Here is a 16,274-nt window from a genome sequence, read left to right on the forward strand (position 1 = left end):
CGGATAATGGGCGGGCTGCCTATCCGGTTGGGAGCCCCCGTGGAACAGACACCACGCGCCGAGCCACGGGCGGTCCTGGCCGTGGACGTGGAGAAGTTCAGCGACCCGAGTCGGACGAACCACCACAAGAGCGTCGTGCAGGACGGGTTGTACGAAGCGCTGCACGCCGCGTTCCACGAGAGCAACATCGCCGAGGAGAGCTGGTACGTCGAGGACAGGGGCGACGGCGCGCTGTTCCTGTTCACGCCGGAAGTGCGCAAGCAGGTGCTGACCGACTCCCTCCTACGGCGGATGGGTGCGAACCTGCTGCGCTACAACGCCACCGTCACGCCCGAAGCCCGCATCAGGCTGCGGATCGCGCTGCACTTCGGCGAGGTCGTGATCAACGACAAGGGTGTGGTCGGCGACTGCGTGAACCACACCTTCCGGTTGCTCGACGCCCCTCCGCTCAAGACGGCGCTGGCCGGGTCGACCAGCCTGCTCGCGGTGGTCGTGTCCGAGGAGTTCTACCGGCACGTGCTGCGGCACGACCCGGCGGCCGAACCGCAGGCGTACAGGCAGATCGAGGTCGTGGTGAAGGAAACGACGGCCGCGGCGTGGATGCGGCTGTCACCGGAGTCGATGCACGGGACGCCGCCCGCGGCAGCCACTCCCCCGCCGCCGGTGGAGACCACCGAGCACGCCGTCGTGAGCAGCGGCGAGTCGCTCGTCCTGCTCGCCGACATGATCGCCAGGACGACGCTGCTGGCGAGCCAGGACGACCGGCGGCTGTGCCTCGACCTGCTGAGCATCTCGCTGAAGCCGCGACTGCAGGTCGTCGAGTTCACCGACGCCCGGCGGCACGTGTTCGCGATCGTGCTCGCCTGCGGACGTCGTCCCGACGGCATCCGTGCGCTTCTGAAAGCCTTGCGCGAGCTGCGGCCGGACGCGCCGGAACTGGACCAGATCAGCACTCTCGTGCACGACATGGCCACCCTTGAGCTGTTCGAGGCGGACGACCGCCGCACCCTCGTCGACCTGGTGCAAGGCACCGACTTCCCCCAGCTCGCCGAGTGCTACCGCGCCGCCGCCGGCAGCCAGGCCACCCCGCTCCCGCCCGGCAGGCACGACACGATCGACGTCCTCCACCGGTTGGAGGGCATGAACGCCCGGCCCGACGGCCTGCCACCGGCGCTGGCGCTGCTCGAGCACCTCGCGCTGCACGCCGGCGACATCCTCTCCCAGCGGCTCTGGCAGTTCTCCGAGGACCAGGCCCGGGAGATGGGCCTGCACACCGAGCTGCTCGCCCTGCGCGGTTCGATCTCCGCGGATGCCACCGACACGGTCGCCCCCGCCGAGGCGTCGCTGGTGCTGCGCCTGCAACCGCACGGCGTGCTCCCCGACCAGTACCTGCTGTCCGAGTGGCGTCAGACGAGCTCGACCACCTGGTCACCACAGCGCGGCCGGGACTACGCCGGCAGCCTCGCCGAACTGCGGGTGCGCGCCGGTGAGCTCGTCGCCGGAGCAGAGGGCTGGGCGGAGAACGCCGGCACCATCTCCATCGAGTTCATCCTCCCGAAGGACCTGCTGAACCTGCCGGTCGACCAGTGGCTCTGCGCCTCGGACGAGGTGACCACGCCCATCGGGCTGAACTACCCGGTGTCGCTGCGTTCCCTGGAGAGGGGCAGGGACAAGGCGAAACACCGCCGGTGGAAGCAGCGGTGGAATAACCTGCAGGCACACCTGCAGGCAGGCGACAGCCCCATCGACGACGCGGTGCACCGCAGCAGGCTCGACGGCCCGCGGGAACGACACCTGCAGAAGCTGGCCGCCAAGCTCGCCCTCGTCGAGGACGTCGTGCTGCTCGTGCTCGCCGACCCGCCCGCGGCCGGCGAGAGCGTCGGCAGGCTCGAGGTCGCGATCGCGCTCAACGCCGGCGTGCCCGTGCTCGTCTGGCACCGGGAGGACTGCGCGGGCAAGGCGTTCCAGACCACCGTCGACGACCTGCTGGCCGACGGCGGGCTCGGCAAGCTGCTGGAGAACGTGAAGAAGCTGCGCGGTCAGGCCCTGTACTCCGACGACTGCGACGCACATCCCGGCGCGCACCTCAGCGTCCTGCTCGACGACCCGGACCGACAGGTCGAACCCCTGCCGCAGGAGGTGACGGCGCCTTGAGCCGCACTGCGAACTGGCACATCTACACCGGTACCGGGCAACCGCGCGCCGACGTGGACCTGCGTGCCGAGCTGCCGGAACCGCCGCCGTGGCGGGAGTTCCGCGGCGGTCCGGTGCTCGCGACGCCGACCGGTGACGACCACGACAACAGCAGGCGGATAGGCACACCGGGCGCGGACACCTCCTACCCGGCGGACCGGCACGAGATCGACATGGTCAACGCGGCGTTGTTGTTGCGCAGGCCGTTGCTCGTCACCGGCGGCCCGGGCACGGGCAAGACGTCGCTGGCGTTCCGGGTGGCGCGGGAGCTCGCGCTCGGGCCGGTGCTCACGTGGCCGATCACCTCCAGCTCCAAGCTCCGCCAGGACGGGCTGTACGAGTACGACGCCATCGGCCGCGTGCACGCCAACAGCGCCAAGGCGAGCGGGGTGACCGACGAGCCGACCGACATCGGCAACTTCGTCCACTTGGGACCGTTGGGCACCGCGTTGCTGCCCTTCGAGCTGCCGCGCGTGCTGGTGATCGACGAGATCGACAAGGCGGACCTGTCCCTGCCGAACGACCTGCTCGCCGTGCTCGAGGACGGCGAGTACCTGGTGCGCGAGCTGGCCCGCGTCGCCCGCAGGACGCCGAAGGTCGTGGTGCACACGGCGGACCCCGGCGGCAGCGCGGAGATCACCGAAGGGCACGTGAGGTGCCGCGCCTTCCCGTTCATCGTCTTCACCAGCAACAGGGAACGCGAGTTCCCCCCGGCGTTCCTGCGCAGGACGCTGCAGCTGGAGATGCAGCCGCCGAACGAGGACCAGCTCGCGAGCATGGTGGCGGCGCACTTCAGGAACGCCTCGGACGGCTCGGCCGAGCTCATCAGGAAGTTCCTGCGCCGCAGCGAGTCCGAGGGCGGCCTCGCCATCGACCAGCTCCTGAACACCGTCCAACTGGCCGCCACCTCCAGCGGGCTCACCGAAGACCGCGCGTCGTGGGAACGACTCCGCGACGCCCTCTGGCACCGGCTCTCGACCACGGGGTTCGAATGAGTCCCCCGGAGCGCGACATCACCGCGCGGGACGTGGCGGACGCCCTGTGGCTCGCCAGCCACGTGTGGCGTATGAGCAGGGACGCGGCGGAAGCCGGTGCCGTTCCCGCGGCCCCGCTCAGCCGGCACCCTGCGGCGGAGGTGCTGTTGCCACCTCCGGGAACGGGACAGGAGACGTCGCTCTCCCCGTCAACGGCAACCGGACAGGAGACGTCGTTCTCGCCGCCGCCGGACCTCCCTCGCGGACGGAGGTCCCAAGAGGACACTCCGCTGCGCTACTTCGCCAACGCGCCGGCGGAACCCGGTAGGGCACCGGTCACCGAGAACCTGCCGCAGACCCGCGCCATCTCCCGCGCATTGCGCCCGTTGGCCACGCTCGTGCCCTCGGACCGCGAGGTGGAGTTCGACGAGGAGGCCACCGCTGTCCGAGTCGCCGAGACGGGAGTGTGGTTGCCGGCCTTCCGTCCGACGATGGTTCACCCGTTCGAGGTCGTGCTCGTCATCGACACCGCGTCACTGGACATCTGGCAGCGCGAGATCGCCGACTTCCGCGCGGTCCTCGAGACCCAGGGCGCCTTCCACACCGTGCGGCTCGTCTTCGCCGACTTCAACGTGGAGAACGCGATCGACCTGGTGCTGCGCAGTGGTGGCCCGGACGGCCCCACCCGCAGCCCCGCGGAACTGCTCGACCCGACCGGCCACCGCCTGGTCCTGGTCATGACCGATGGCGTCGGCAGGGCCTGGCACACCGGCGCCGCCGAGCGGGTCCTCGGCTACTGGGGCCGTTCGGTGCACGTGAGCGTCGTCGACCTGTTGCCCCAGGACCTGTGGAGCTGGACCGGTCTCACGACCACGCGCGTGCAATTGCGCATGCCGGCCGCCGGTGCCCCCAACAGCCGCATCCGGTACCTCCTGACCGACCCCTCCGACGAGCGCCCGCCCGACACGGCGGTCCCGGTGCCCGTCCTGGAGCTGCGGCCGGACTGGCTGGAGCACTGGACCCGGCTCGTCACCGCCGCGGGCCCTGCCGTGCACCTCACGACGTTCTTCGCCGATCCCGGTGCCAAGGAGAGCAGTTTCGAGGTCGACCCGCTCCCCCACCTCAGCCCGGCCGAGCGCGTCACCCGGTTCCGCACGTTCGCCTCGCCACCGGCTTTCTCGCTGGCCGGCCTGCTCGCGGCGGCCCCGGTACCACTGCGCCTGCCGGTGATGACCGTCGTGCGCAAGACCGTGCTGCCGGACACCAAGCTCTCCCACCTCGCCGAGGTGCTGCTGAGTGGTCTGATCGAGCGCGAGGAGTCCCTTCCCGGCACCTACGAGTTCCGGGACGGGCTGCGCCAGGAACTGCTGGCGACGTGCTCACGGGCCGACACGGCACGAGTCCTGCGCACAGTCGCCGACTTCCTGGGTCCGAATGCCGAAGCCGCCCGAGGCCTCAGGGAAGCACTCGACGACCCACACGCGGACATTTCCGAACCCACTCCGGAGTCGCTCCCCTACCTGCGCCTCCAACAAATCATCTTCAGGGCCATGTCCGGACCCTATGTCAAACGCTCCAACGCTATCAGGGCGGTCCTAAGTGAACTGAATGAGCACCACTCTAAGGGCATGACGCAGGTCACTGAGACGATTCAGCCCGTGTCTCACACCAACGACGACGAGCCGCCCCCATCAGTTTCCCCAATAAGTGCAGCTGGCCCGGGAGGGACGTTGACGCTACACGACCGCCAACCCTCGTCCACGTTCCTGAGCCGACAGGAAGACGTTCCAAGGGCGTGGTCGGCGCCGCCGCGGAACTTCAACTTCACCGGGCGAACAGAGATGCTCGCCGCGCTGCATTCTCGTTTGACCTCCAGCGACAACAACCTCACCGCAGTGGTTCCCGAAGCACTTTACGGTCTTGGCGGGATCGGTAAGTCACAGGTCGCCATTGAGTACGCTTATTTGCACGCCGACGATTATGACGTGGTGTGGTGGATACCGTCAGAGGACCCGACGCACATTCGATCGGTGTACATCGCACTGGCGGAGAAGCTGGGAATTCCCAACACCGGTGCGGTCAACGCCGTGATCGAGGCGGTGCGCGAATCTTTGCGCCGCGGTCATCCTTACCGGCGCTGGCTGCTCGTGTTCGACAACGCCGAAAACCCAGAGGACGTCCGTCCATTCTTCCCCACCGGCGGTTCGGGACACATCTTGGTGACCTCACGCAACACCCACTGGTCCAGCGTGGCGCAGACCGTCCAGGTCGACCTGTTCAGCCGAGTGGAGAGCAGGCAGCTGCTACAGCGCCGCAACCAGGGCCTCGGGGACGACGACGCCGAACAGATCGCCGACGTGCTCGGAGACCTCCCGCTGGCGATCGAGCAGGCCGCGTCATGGCTGCGGGAGACGGGCATGAACGCCGACGAGTACTTGGCGCTGTTCGCGCAGAAACGTGCGGAGCTGCTCGAAGCCGGTTTGCCGCTCGATTACCACGTGCCGGTCGCCGCCGCGTGGAACGTGTCGCTCGACCGCCTCAGCGAGGAGAACCCGGCAGCTCTGCAGTTGCTCCAGGTCTGTTCTTTCTTCGCGCCCGAGCCGATCAGCAGAAGCCTTTTCATCGAGCTGCAGGGAATTCCGGTGCCGAACGAGCTCGGTGAAGCGTTGCGCGATCCGTTGTTGCTCGGGAAAGCAATGCGGCAGATCAACAGGTACAGCCTGGCCCAGATCGACCAGAGCAAGTCCACGATTCTTCTGCACCGGCTGGTCCAGGGGGCGTTGTTCGACCGGATGACACCGCAGGAACGCGCTCAAATGCGTCACGCCGCTCACGTCCTGCTTGCGACCGACGACCCTCGCGGACCGGGCAGCGAGAAGAACTGGCCCAAGTACATCGAGCTGCTGCCCCACGTGCGTGCCTCGAAGATGCACGAGTGTGAGGATCCGTGGGTCCGCCGCACGGCTTTGCACAGCGCCGTGTTCCTCGCCGCATGGGGTGACGACCAGGCGGGCTTGGACTACTCCCAAGAGCTTTTCGACTATTGGGCGCAAAGGTTCGGCGAGGATAAACCCGACACGCTGAACGCCGCCAAACAAGTCGGTATCTGCCTGAGGGCACTCGGCCGCTATGCGGACGCCCTGCGGGTCGACGAACGCGCGTACGCGGTCGCGCAGGAACATCTGGGTGATGAATCCGAGAACACCCTGATCCTCGCGAACATGGTCGCCCAGGACGTGCGTGCCCAGGGCGAGTTCGCCAAAGCGTTCCAACTCAGCGATGGTGCGTACCGGACCGCGAAAGTGGTCTACGGCGCGGAAGACGGGCTGACCCTCGCGGCGGCGGAGAACCTCGGGATCGCGTTGCGCCTCATCGGCCGGTTCGCCGACGCGAGGGACATCGACCAGTCCACCTGGGAGATCCGCGCACGCCTGCTCGGCGATGAGCACCGGTTCACCCTCGCGACCTTGAACAGCCTCTGCCTGGACATCCGCGAGTGCGGGGAGTACGTCCAGGCCAGGGACATGCTGGAAACGGCGGTCGCGAAGCACCGCAGGCTCTTCGGTGACGACCACCCGGACACGTTGCGCGCCATCAAGAACCTGGCGGTCACGAGACGCAAGGCCGGCGACCACAACGGAGCCCTCCACCTCTCCGAGGAGGTGCTGCTGAGGTACACGAAACGGTACGGCGAGGCCTACCCCGGATCGCTGGCGGCGTCGATGAACCTGGCGGTCGACCTGCGGCAGACGGGAGCGCTCGCCGAGTCGCGCGACCTCGGGGTGCGCGTGGTGCGGGCCTACGTCGACACGCTCGGCGAGGGTCACCCCTACGTGCTGGCCGCCAAGACGAACCTCGCGGTGGCCCTGCGGTTGCTGGGTGACGTCGAGGAGGCGTCAGCTCTGAACGAGGACGCGTTCGTCACCATGCAGGACGCTCTGGGCTACGACCACCCGTTCACGCTCGTGTGCGCCACGAACCGGGCGAGCGACTTCGCGGCGTCCGAGGAGTTCGACAAGTCCTACGCCCTCAACCAGAGGGTGCTCGAACGCTCGAACCGCGCGCTGGGCGAGGACCACCCGTCCACGCTGGCCTGCCGGACCAACATCGTGCTCGACCTGCGCGGTCTCGGCCGCACGGCGGACGCGGAGTCGATGCAGATCGACGTGATCAAGAGGTTCCAGCGCGTGCTGGGCAAGAACCACCCCGCAACCATCGCCGCCGCCAGCGGCACCCGTGCGGACTGCGACCTCGAGGCGCTGCCGACGGGGTGAACGCTCACTCCCCGGCCCACGCGGCGACCGCTCGTGGGTCGGGGACGACACCGGTGCGGCGCAGGACCTCCGCGTACACCGCCACCACGACCTCCGGTGCGGTCAGCAGGGCTCGCGCCGCCGGATCCGCCAGCCCCAGGCCGATCCACGCCGGCACGTCGTCCGGCCGTGCCACGACGTCAGCCGCGTACAGCCGTGCCGCGCCGGCCTGGTCGCCGGTCACGTGCAGCAGGTCCGCCGCGGTGGCCCCTGAGACGGTGACCGCCCGGTCCGCGAACTCCGCGGGCGCCTGCAGCCACAGCCGGCGCAGCTCCGTGCGGGCCGGCGGTGAAGCCGGTCGCGGTTCGAGCACCGACTGCGGCAGTTCGTCCCTCGGTTTTCCCTCCAGCCAGGCGTCCGCGAGCCGTCTGATCGCGGCGGGGTCCGGCCTGAGGTGCCGGGCGCGCCAGACGGCCCGGTGGTCCAGTGCCGCGAGCCGCGCCTCGTGCCGTGCCGGCGCCCGGACCCGGATGCGGCTCCAGGACGCCAGCCTCGCCGCCATGACGGTGGCGAACCTGCGGCCGAGGGGCGTCAGCTCGCGGCACTCGCGCAGGAAGCGCGCCGCGTGCGTGGTCTGGCCGCACCAGTAGGCGAACTCGAAGTCGGCACGGTCCGACGGGTCGGCCTCACGACGTTCTCGCCAGAAGTCCACAACGCCGAGAAACGCGAACACACCCTGGTAGAAGCCGCTCACCGGACGTGGGTCGTCCCGCCAAGGTGCGTAGCAGCGAGCGGCTCCGCCGACGGCGCAGAGCGGTTCCATGGTCGCGAGCGCGGCGAGTTTCGTGTGCTGGACCTCGTGCGCGAGCGCTTCGGCGAACGCGGCCGAGTCCGGTGGCTCCGACATGAGCACCGCGCCGTGGGCGTCGGCCGACGATCCGCTGTAGGGCCTGGCGTTGACCGGCGAGACCGGCACGATCGTGCTCACGAGCGCGGAGAGCGCCTTCGCGTGTTCGGTGCCCAGCAACGCCCACGCCTCGGACAGGCCACCGTCCCAGCGGGCGACCTCGCTGTCGGTCAGCCGGTGCGGCTCGACCTGGGCGCGGAAGTCCCGGTGCGGCTCGACGTCGTCCAGCAACGGTGTGAAGGCGCCCTTGCCGATCCGCCGCACCGGAGACCAGTTCTCGTCCTCGGGCACCCCGACCGTGCGCCCACCGCACGACAGCGCGAGCCGGCCGGCCAGGTTGTCCGCACGGGCGACGTCCCACGGCCGCACTCCCGGCAAGGTCGCGATGCCCAGCGAAGGCAACGAGATGAGGCCCCGGCTCACCGGGACGGCCAGGGAGAAGTCGATGCCGCAGCGATGTGCCGCCGCGGCCGCCACACACCTGAGATAGCCGACGCCCACCCACAGGGGTTCGGCCGACTCCATCGTGCCGTGCAGCCTCCTGAGCAGATCGGCGAGCCACACACCGACCTGGGGCAGCAACAACACCTCCCGCACGAGCTCCGGGGACTTCCGCTGCGCCACCACGAGCAGGTCCCACGCGTCGTCGACGCCCAGCGGGAACGACCGGTCGGAGATCTGTTCCAGCAGCGCGCGCAAACCGACCAGCCGGGCGCTGAACTGGCCGTCGCTCAACAGGGCCAGGAGCTCGTCGTCGCCACCGCCCCACGCGAGCCGGTCGACCGAGCGCAACGACAGCCGGTGGGGGTTCAGCACGTGATCAGCGGCACCGGTCCCCGCTCGTCGACCCGGTCAGGCAGAACGCTTCCGCTGCAGTCGGAGCCCGAGCTGTTCATCCGTGCCGTGCGGTGCAGCGGGTCGGACACGTCGCGCAGCACCGTGCGCACCGAGGCCGCGACCGACTCGTCGGTCGTGTGCCGGAGATCGTCGAGGGAAATGCCTGTCAGGTCGACGAGTTCGCAGTTCACCTCTGCAGCGTCTGCCATGGGTTTCCTCCCCGACTACCGACGGTGACACCGACGTCACTTGCATCATGCCCAATTGACATGGGATATGGGAGATCCTTTCGCGTACTTGCGTACTGCTCCATCTGCGCCATTCCCGCGAAAACGCTCACGTGCGGACATCAAAACCTTGGTGCGCCGCGAAAGTTGACAACATGTGGACACCGATTCCCCGTCGTGGGGCAATGTCGGCGTGGCGAGGTGGTGAGTTGCGGACTTTCCGGCCGCAGCCGCCGCGAGCGTCCTTTGTGGAGTGCCGGGTCACCTGTCGCGGATCAGCGACCCGGCTTCTGTCAGGCCGCGCAGCACAAGGCTGAGCGCGTGTGCGAGGTGCTCCTTGTGGCCGTCGAGCGCCTCGGAGGTGATGCCGCCGGCCGTGGCGTCCGCGACGTCGTCGGTGGCCGCCTTGAGCACCGCGCTCATGGCCGCGGCCTGCACCCGGACGTCGATCGAGCCGGGTGGCAGGTCCATCCGGTGGGCGAGCACCTCGGCCAGCGCGTCCTCGTCGCGTTCGCGCAGCATGAGGTAGGCGGCGCGCAGGCCCGGTTCGTGGTGGGTCAGCCTGACGACCGCCAGGACCGCCTCGACGTCCTCGTCGGAGCCGGCGTCGAGCACCGGCTGGTAGGCGGCGCGGAGGTGGTCGATCAGGTCGAGCTCGGGTGGCCAGGCGCGCAGGACCGCGCAGAAGGCGTCGACGCTGCGGGTGAGGAGCGGTTCGACGCTGCTCTCCTTGTGCGGGAAGTGGCGCCAGAAGGTGCGTTCGGAGACGCCGGCCGCCTGGGCGATCTGGTCGCCGGAGGTCGCGGCCACGCCCTGTTCGGCGAAGAGGCGCACGGCGTGGCGGGAGATGTCGAGGCGCTGCCGCTGACGTTGCTCGTCGCTGACCGGTGGCCGACCCCTGCGGGGTGCCCCGGTTTCTGCCACAACGTCCGTCATCGGCCGATTTAAGCACGTCACCTGGTCGTGGGATTAATGGCAGGGGCTGCCAACAAACGGTACGGTCGGGGTCATGAGCATTGCTCCCGAACGCCTTCAGCTGCCTCTGCCCAGGCCGAACGTGCTCGAACTGGCCCCGCTCTACGCCCTGCTCCGCAGGGAGGCCCCGATCGCCCCGGTCACCACACCGGCGGGCGACCCGGCGTGGCTCGTGACCCGGTTCGAGGAGGTGCGCCTCCTGCTCGGCGACAAGCGCTTCGGCCGCTCCCACCCGAACCCCGACCAGGCCGCGCGCATCTCGACCGCGGCGGTGCAGGACGGCCCCACCGGTGAGTACGAGACCGAGGAGGCCGACCACGCGCGCATGCGCCGGCTGCTCACGCCCGCCTTCTCCGCCAAGCGGATGCGGATGCTGTCCGACCACATGGGACAGTTGACCGAGGGCTACCTCGACGCGCTGGTCGCCGAACACGAGACCGCCGGTGTCGTGGACCTGCACCACGGGCTCGCGTTCCCGTTGCCGGTGGCCATGATCTGCCGCCTGCTCGGCGTGCCCGAGGCCGACCGCGAGCTCTTCGCGGCGCTGTCCGAACGCATGGCGGGCACGGCGATCGGCGAGGAGGCGCACCAGGCGCGGGAGGAGTTCTTCCGCTACATGGTCGGCCTGATCGAGACCAAGCGGCCCGACCTCGGCGAGGACGTGATCTCCGACCTGGTCCGCGCGCAGGGCGCCGACTCGGCGTTCGACTACGAGCAGATGGTCCGGCTGTGCGTCGGCCTGCTGTTCGCGGGCCACGAGACCACGGTCAACCGGATCGGGCTCGGCGTGCTGTTCCTGATGACGAACCGCGAGCACTGGGACAGGCTGGTCGCCGACCCGCAGGGCCACGTCGACGCGGTGGTCGAGGAGATCATGCGTCTCGGCGCACCCGGCGACCTCGGCCTGCTGCGCTACGCCCGCGAGGACGTCGACATCGCCGGCGTGACGATCGCCCGCGGCGACGCGCTGATCCTGTCGATCAACGCGGCGAACCGGGACGTGGACGTCTACTCCGAGGCGGAGGCGTTCGACCCCGACCGTCCGGAGAGGACACACCTCGGGTTCGGCCACGGCGCCCACTTCTGCATCGGCGCGTCGCTGGCGCGGACCGAGCTGCGGGTGGTGTTCGAGGCGCTGGCCCGGCGGCTGCCGGAGATGCGGCTGGCCAAGGACGTGTCCGAGCTGGAGGTCCGCGAGACGCTCACCGGTGGGGTGTCGGAGCTGCCGGTGACGTGGAGGTCGGCGTGAAGGTGACCGTGGACCAGGAGAAGTGCGTCGGGGCCGGGCAGTGCGTGCTGGCGGCCGATGACGTGTTCGACCAGCGGGACGAGGACGGGTTGGTGGACCTGCTGAACCCCAGCCCGTCCGATGACCGGGGCACGGACGTGCGGCACGCGGCCGCCGTGTGCCCGGCGGCCGCGATCTCCGTGGAGGACTGAAAGCTGTGGTGCAGTGCGGCCGGCGCAGTGCGGTCGACGCACTGCGCCACCTCAGTCGATGAAGTACGAGTCGTGCTTGTCCCGGAACGCCTGCAGCTCGTCCGCCGCCACCTTGCCCACCCGTTCGAAGTACTCCTCACGGGCGCCGGGGGTGAAGAGCAGCAACAGCTCGGCCTTCTCGTCGGAGTCGTTGCGGAACGCGTGCAGGCCGCCCTGCGGGACGTGCAGGAAGTCGCCCGCGCGCGCGTCGACCCACTTGTCGCCGTTGTAGAGGCGCACGACGCCGTTGAGGATGAAGAACGACTCCGAGATCGTGCGGTGGAAGTGGGTCGCCGGGCCGCCCGCGCGGGGCTTCATCACCACCCGGTACAGGCCGAACTCGCCGCGGGTGGTCTCGGTGGTCGCGAGGTAGTGGACGCCACCGTCGGGCGTGCCGGTGTCGATCGGGGTGCTCGCGGGGCGGAAGGTGGCGTTGACCTCGCCGCCCTCACCGAAGTAGACCTGCTCTGGGTAAGACATGCCGCAACTGTCCTCTCGTGGGCTTCTCCCGGTATGACACGGCAGCGGCGCCGGATGTGACAGCTACTGCTTCATCAGCGGCTCGGTCAGCGGCGTCCCGTCCGCCTTGCCCACGAAGCAGTGGATGACGCGGCTCGAGTGCCGGTAGCCGTTCTCGGTCTTCACCTTCCACGACTCCGCGGTCGGGATGACGACCCAGTACCTGAGCGTCTTCTCCTTGTCCTGCCCGCCCACCTTGTCCGACAGGAACGTGCGGGTGCAGACGGTGCCGCCGATCTTCGTCAGCTCCTCGACGCCGGGGTAGGGCACGTCCTGCTGGATCTCGGAGTTGGCGACGACCGTGTCGAGGACCTCGGTGGCGTGCTCCTTGTAGCAGCCGCCGCGGTCCTGCGGCTTGATCGGCGGGGCGTCCTTGGCCGGGGTCCAGGTGAGGCAGTCCTTCTTGAACGCCCCCAGGCCGTCGTCCTTGATGTCGCCGTCCACGCCCACGGTGAGCACCGGTTGCATCGCCGGGGTGCTGGCGGGGCCGTCGCCGAGGCCGAGGCCCGCGTTGTCGAGCAGCGGCTTGAAGACCGTGAAGTAGAGCAGGACGAACGCGCCGATGATGAACAGCGGGGTCAGGGTCGCCGACAGGATCACGCCGACCGGGCGGCGGCGTTTCGGTGGTACCTCGACTGGTGGGGCCGGGGTGAGGTGCGGAACCGGCGTGACGGGCGGAACCGGCGTGATGGGACGGGTCGCGTCGCGCAGCCCGTCGCCCAGCACGCGTTCGATCAACCGGTGCGCCTGCGCGACCCCGAGCCTGCGCCTCGGGTCCGGGTCCATCAGGCCGGTGACCAGCTCGCCGAGCGGGCCGCCGACGCGGGGCACCGGGCGTTCGCTCATCACCGCGAGGATCGTCGCCGAGGTGGTCGGGCGGTCGAACGCGCCACGCCCCTCGACGGCGTAGAACAGCGTGGCGCCCAACGCCCACAGGTCCCACGCGGGTGAGGCTTCACCGTCGGCGAGGCGCTCGGGTGACATGTAGGCGGGCGAGCCGATCAACGTGCCGGTCGCGGTCAGCCGCGGGTCGTCCAGCGACTGCGCGATGCCGAAGTCGGTGAGCTTCGCGGTGCCCCTGGCGGGCACCATCACGTTGCCGGGCTTGACGTCCCGGTGCACGACGCCCTGCTCGTGGGCGGCCTCCAAGGCGTTGAGCAGCTGGCCGGCCAGCGTGGCGGCGGCCTTCGCGCCGAGCGGGCCGTCGAGGTCGACGCACTCGTCCAGGGTGGGGGCGTTGACCAGCTCCATCACGATGAACGTCTCGTCGCCGGCGGAGATGAGGTCGTAGACGGTGACGACGGCGGGCTCGGACAGCCGGCTCGCGATCTTCGCCTCGCGCAGCACGCGTTCCTGGTAGACGGCGCGTTCGCGGGCGGGGACGTTGCCGGGCAGCAGCAGTTCCTTGACCGCGACCTCCCGGCCCAGCACGGTGTCCTCGCCGAGCCAGACGACACCCATGCCGCCCCTGCCGAGCTCGCGGACCAGCCGGTAGCGCCCGTTGCCCACCTCACGCATGGCGGGAAGTCTCGCAAGCCGATCACCCGGTCCGGTGACGGGGGCTCGGGTGACGGACACCGACAGCGTCGCCTGACGGGCGCGACGGAGGAACACGGGCACTTAGCGTGGCGCGACGTGAGACGACTGACAAAGCTGTTCGCCACCAGCGTGCTGCTGTCCGCACTGGTGCCGCTTGCACCGTCGGCAGCAGCGAGCACCACCGAATGCACGACCGTCCAGGTCACCGCGCCGGCCGGCGCGAAGGTCGAGTCCGTGGACGCCGTCGCGAAGCCCGGCGGGACCGTCACGTTCCCGCAGACGCCGCTGTCCGCGCCACCGCCGATCCACGACGTCCCCGCGTACTGCGAGGTCACCGTCACGCTCACGCACAGCGGGAGCGACCACGTGAAGGTCGTCGTGGCGTTGCCCGGCACCGGGTGGACCGGGCGCCTGCAGGGCGTCGGCGGCAGCGCGTACGCCGCCGGTGACTTCGGCGCGCCCCTGGTGCAGGCCGTGAAGGACGGCTACGCCGCCGTGTCGACCGACGCCGGTGTGCTCGACGGGCTCAACACCGGCTGGGCCGTCAAGAACGGCGCGGTCGACCAGACGCTGCTGACCAACTTCGCCTCCCGCTCGGTGCACGAGTCGGCGGTCGTCGCGAAGTCCGTGGTGCGCAAGCACTACCAGCGTTCCGTCACCTACTCCTACTGGAACGGCTGCTCGACCGGTGGCCGCCAGGGCTACGCCGAGGCGCAGCGCCACCCGGACGACTTCGACGGCATCCTCGCCAACGCACCCGCCGTCAACTGGGCGCGGTTCGCCGTCGCGACGCTGTGGCCGCAGACCGTGCAGTACCAGGACGGTCACATCGTCAGCAACTGCGTGCTCACCGCGTTCCGCACGGCCGCGATCGAGGCGTGCGACGCGAACGACGGCGTGCGCAACAACATCATCGACCGCCCGGACCGCTGCGGCTACGACCCGCGGCGCCTGGTCGGCACGAAGGTGCTGTGCGACGGCCAGGAGGTGACCGTCACCCAGGCCGACGCCGACGTGATGCGCAAGATCTGGGACGGCCCGGCCGACGAACGCGGCCGCAACCTGTGGCCCGGTCTGCCCAAGGGTGCCGACCTGTCTGGCTCGCCGGCACGCTGCCGGGTGCCTCCGGTCCCGGGTTCCCGGTGGCGGCGCTGTGGGTGCAGAGCTTCCTGCTCAAGCAGCCCGGCTACGACACCTCGAAGCTCACCTACCAGCAGTTCCGCGACCTGTTCCGGCAGTCGGTGCGCGAGTACGACTCCGTGATCGGCACCTCGGACGCGGACCTGTCGGCGTTCCGGCGCTCCGGCGGCAAGCTGCTGACGTTCGTGGGCACCAGCGACCAGCTCATCCCGCCCGGCGGCACGCTCAAGTACCGCGAGCAGGTGGAACGGACGACGGCGCACGTGAACGACTTCTACCGCCTGTTCCTCGCACCCGGTGTCGACCACTGCGCCGGTGGCGGCGGTGCGGCGCCCACGAACCAGCTCGGCGCACTCGTCGACTGGGTCGAGCGCGGCAAGGCCCCCGCGACGCTCGCCGCGGCGGCCCCCGACGGCTCGACGCGCAACCTCGGCGCGTACCCGCAGGTGTCGCGGTACGTCCACGGCGACCCGAAGGTGGCGTCGAGCTACCGCTGCACCCGCTAGCGAACCGAGTTCAGGGGGCCTGGTCCGGGCCCCCTGACCGTTCGCTCAGGTGCGCTGCAACGCGTCCGGGTAGAGCCAGCTGCCAGGGGTGTCCTCGGCCGGGTTCGTGTAGTAGTCCCGCACCGCCGCGACGTACTCCGCGACGCTGAGCGCCCCGTCGCCATCGGTGTCGAGGTGCGCGAACGCCACCCCGCACTCCTCATCGCCCAGCCCACGCGCCTTGAGCAGCACCGCGAACTCCCGCGCGTCCACCCGCCCGTCGCTGTTGGTGTCCGCGATGTCCAGCAGCTCCTGCACGACCTCCAGGAAGTCCGCCTCGATCGGCCCACCGGTCACGAACATCGTGTCCATCGCCTCCCGGTACTCCTCCGGCGAGACCTGCCCGTCGCGATCGGTGTCGCAGTGAGCGGCCAGCATCTCCCAGAACCGGTCGTAGGCCTCCACCAGCTCCCGCCCGCGCTCCGAGGCGGCTGGCTCCCCGAACGCCCGCAACAACCTCTCCGCCAACGCGTAGACGTCGGCCAGCTCGATGAACCCGTTGCCGTTGACGTCGTAGTGGGCGAACGTCGAGTCGATCCTGTGCTGCAACACCTGCTTCATGTCCACGCACTGTGGACACGCGACCCCTTCCGCGCAACGCAGGTCGCCCACCTGGGTGGAGTTGTTCAGCCGCTTCGGGCTCCGATGGGCCCCTCCCGCACGCCGAGAACGACCGAGCGAGCCGT

The 16,274-nt window shown here is 69.8% G+C and carries 13 protein-coding genes; 7 read left to right on the forward strand and 6 right to left on the reverse strand.

Features of this window, described 5'->3' with window-relative positions; all coding sequences use genetic code 11:
- The first annotated feature begins 39 nt into the window (after nt 1-39).
- Genes BBK82_RS00295 through fxsT form a run of 3 tightly spaced genes read left to right on the forward strand, consistent with a single transcriptional unit; the run spans nt 40 to nt 7,441 of the window.
- On the forward strand, nt 40-2,154 hold the full coding sequence (locus tag BBK82_RS00295) for a VMAP-C domain-containing protein (RefSeq protein ID WP_065913168.1): 2,115 nt from the start codon (nt 40-42) through the stop codon (nt 2,152-2,154).
- Entirely contained in the window at nt 2,151-3,188 is a 1,038-nt protein-coding gene (locus BBK82_RS00300) for an AAA family ATPase (protein WP_065913169.1), read from the forward strand. The genes BBK82_RS00295 and BBK82_RS00300 overlap by 4 nt, the downstream gene beginning before the upstream one ends.
- Nucleotides 3,185-7,441: an FxSxx-COOH system tetratricopeptide repeat protein gene (fxsT, locus tag BBK82_RS00305; RefSeq protein ID WP_065913170.1), complete on the forward strand. Its 4,257-nt coding sequence runs from the start codon at nt 3,185-3,187 to the stop codon at nt 7,439-7,441. Before BBK82_RS00300 ends, fxsT begins: the two co-directional genes overlap by 4 nt.
- Nucleotides 7,442-7,445: 4 nt before the next feature.
- Here fxsT and BBK82_RS00310 read toward each other — a convergent pair whose 3' ends face one another.
- The 3 genes from BBK82_RS00310 to BBK82_RS00320 all read right to left on the reverse strand — a co-directional run bounded on the left by BBK82_RS00310 (nt 7,446) and on the right by BBK82_RS00320 (nt 10,327).
- On the reverse strand, nt 7,446-9,143 hold the full coding sequence (locus tag BBK82_RS00310) for an HEXXH motif domain-containing protein (RefSeq protein WP_065913171.1): 1,698 nt from the start codon (nt 9,141-9,143) through the stop codon (nt 7,446-7,448).
- On the reverse strand, nt 9,137-9,373 hold the full coding sequence (locus tag BBK82_RS00315) for a hypothetical protein (RefSeq protein WP_154696963.1): 237 nt from the start codon (nt 9,371-9,373) through the stop codon (nt 9,137-9,139). The genes BBK82_RS00310 and BBK82_RS00315 overlap by 7 nt, the downstream gene beginning before the upstream one ends.
- 279 nt (nt 9,374-9,652) lie before the next feature.
- A complete protein-coding gene (locus BBK82_RS00320) occupies nt 9,653-10,327 on the reverse strand; it encodes a TetR/AcrR family transcriptional regulator (protein WP_065913173.1) in 675 nt (224 codons plus the stop codon).
- A gap of 73 nt (nt 10,328-10,400) precedes the next feature.
- Here BBK82_RS00320 and BBK82_RS00325 point away from each other — a divergent pair, with 73 nt between their 5' ends.
- Both BBK82_RS00325 and BBK82_RS00330 read left to right on the forward strand, forming a co-directional pair.
- Nucleotides 10,401-11,615, forward strand: a complete 1,215-nt coding sequence (locus tag BBK82_RS00325) for a cytochrome P450 (protein ID WP_065913174.1) — start codon at nt 10,401-10,403, stop codon at nt 11,613-11,615.
- The gene (locus tag BBK82_RS00330) at nt 11,612-11,806 is read left to right on the forward strand and encodes a ferredoxin (protein WP_065920715.1); all 195 of its coding nucleotides are present in this window, start codon (nt 11,612-11,614) and stop codon (nt 11,804-11,806) included. The genes BBK82_RS00325 and BBK82_RS00330 overlap by 4 nt, the downstream gene beginning before the upstream one ends.
- A gap of 51 nt (nt 11,807-11,857) precedes the next feature.
- On the opposite strand, the gene BBK82_RS00335 is transcribed toward BBK82_RS00330, so the two are convergent.
- Both BBK82_RS00335 and BBK82_RS00340 read right to left on the reverse strand, forming a co-directional pair.
- A complete protein-coding gene (locus BBK82_RS00335) occupies nt 11,858-12,325 on the reverse strand; it encodes a cupin domain-containing protein (RefSeq protein WP_065913175.1) in 468 nt (155 codons plus the stop codon).
- A 63-nt stretch (nt 12,326-12,388) separates the two neighbouring features.
- Nucleotides 12,389-13,882 carry a serine/threonine-protein kinase gene (locus BBK82_RS00340; protein ID WP_065913176.1) on the reverse strand — a complete coding sequence of 498 codons (1,494 nt, stop codon included), beginning with the start codon at nt 13,880-13,882 and terminating at the stop codon, nt 12,389-12,391.
- A 117-nt stretch (nt 13,883-13,999) separates the two neighbouring features.
- Between BBK82_RS00340 and BBK82_RS55570 the strand changes: the two genes are divergently transcribed.
- Both BBK82_RS55570 and BBK82_RS55575 read left to right on the forward strand, forming a co-directional pair.
- Nucleotides 14,000-15,166: a tannase/feruloyl esterase family alpha/beta hydrolase gene (locus tag BBK82_RS55570; protein WP_250637376.1), complete on the forward strand. Its 1,167-nt coding sequence runs from the start codon at nt 14,000-14,002 to the stop codon at nt 15,164-15,166.
- Nucleotides 15,061-15,549, forward strand: coding sequence for a tannase/feruloyl esterase family alpha/beta hydrolase (locus tag BBK82_RS55575; protein WP_250637377.1), 489 nt, complete (start codon nt 15,061-15,063; stop codon nt 15,547-15,549). The genes BBK82_RS55570 and BBK82_RS55575 overlap by 106 nt, the downstream gene beginning before the upstream one ends.
- 45 nt (nt 15,550-15,594) lie before the next feature.
- Here the strand turns inward: BBK82_RS55575 and BBK82_RS00350 are convergent, their stop codons facing one another.
- A complete protein-coding gene (locus BBK82_RS00350) occupies nt 15,595-16,149 on the reverse strand; it encodes an EF-hand domain-containing protein (protein ID WP_065913177.1) in 555 nt (184 codons plus the stop codon).
- Between the last annotated feature and the right edge of the window lie 125 nt (nt 16,150-16,274).

The sequence above is a fragment of the Lentzea guizhouensis genome (genome assembly GCF_001701025.1).
Classification (GTDB): Bacteria; Actinomycetota; Actinomycetes; order Mycobacteriales; family Pseudonocardiaceae; genus Lentzea; species Lentzea guizhouensis.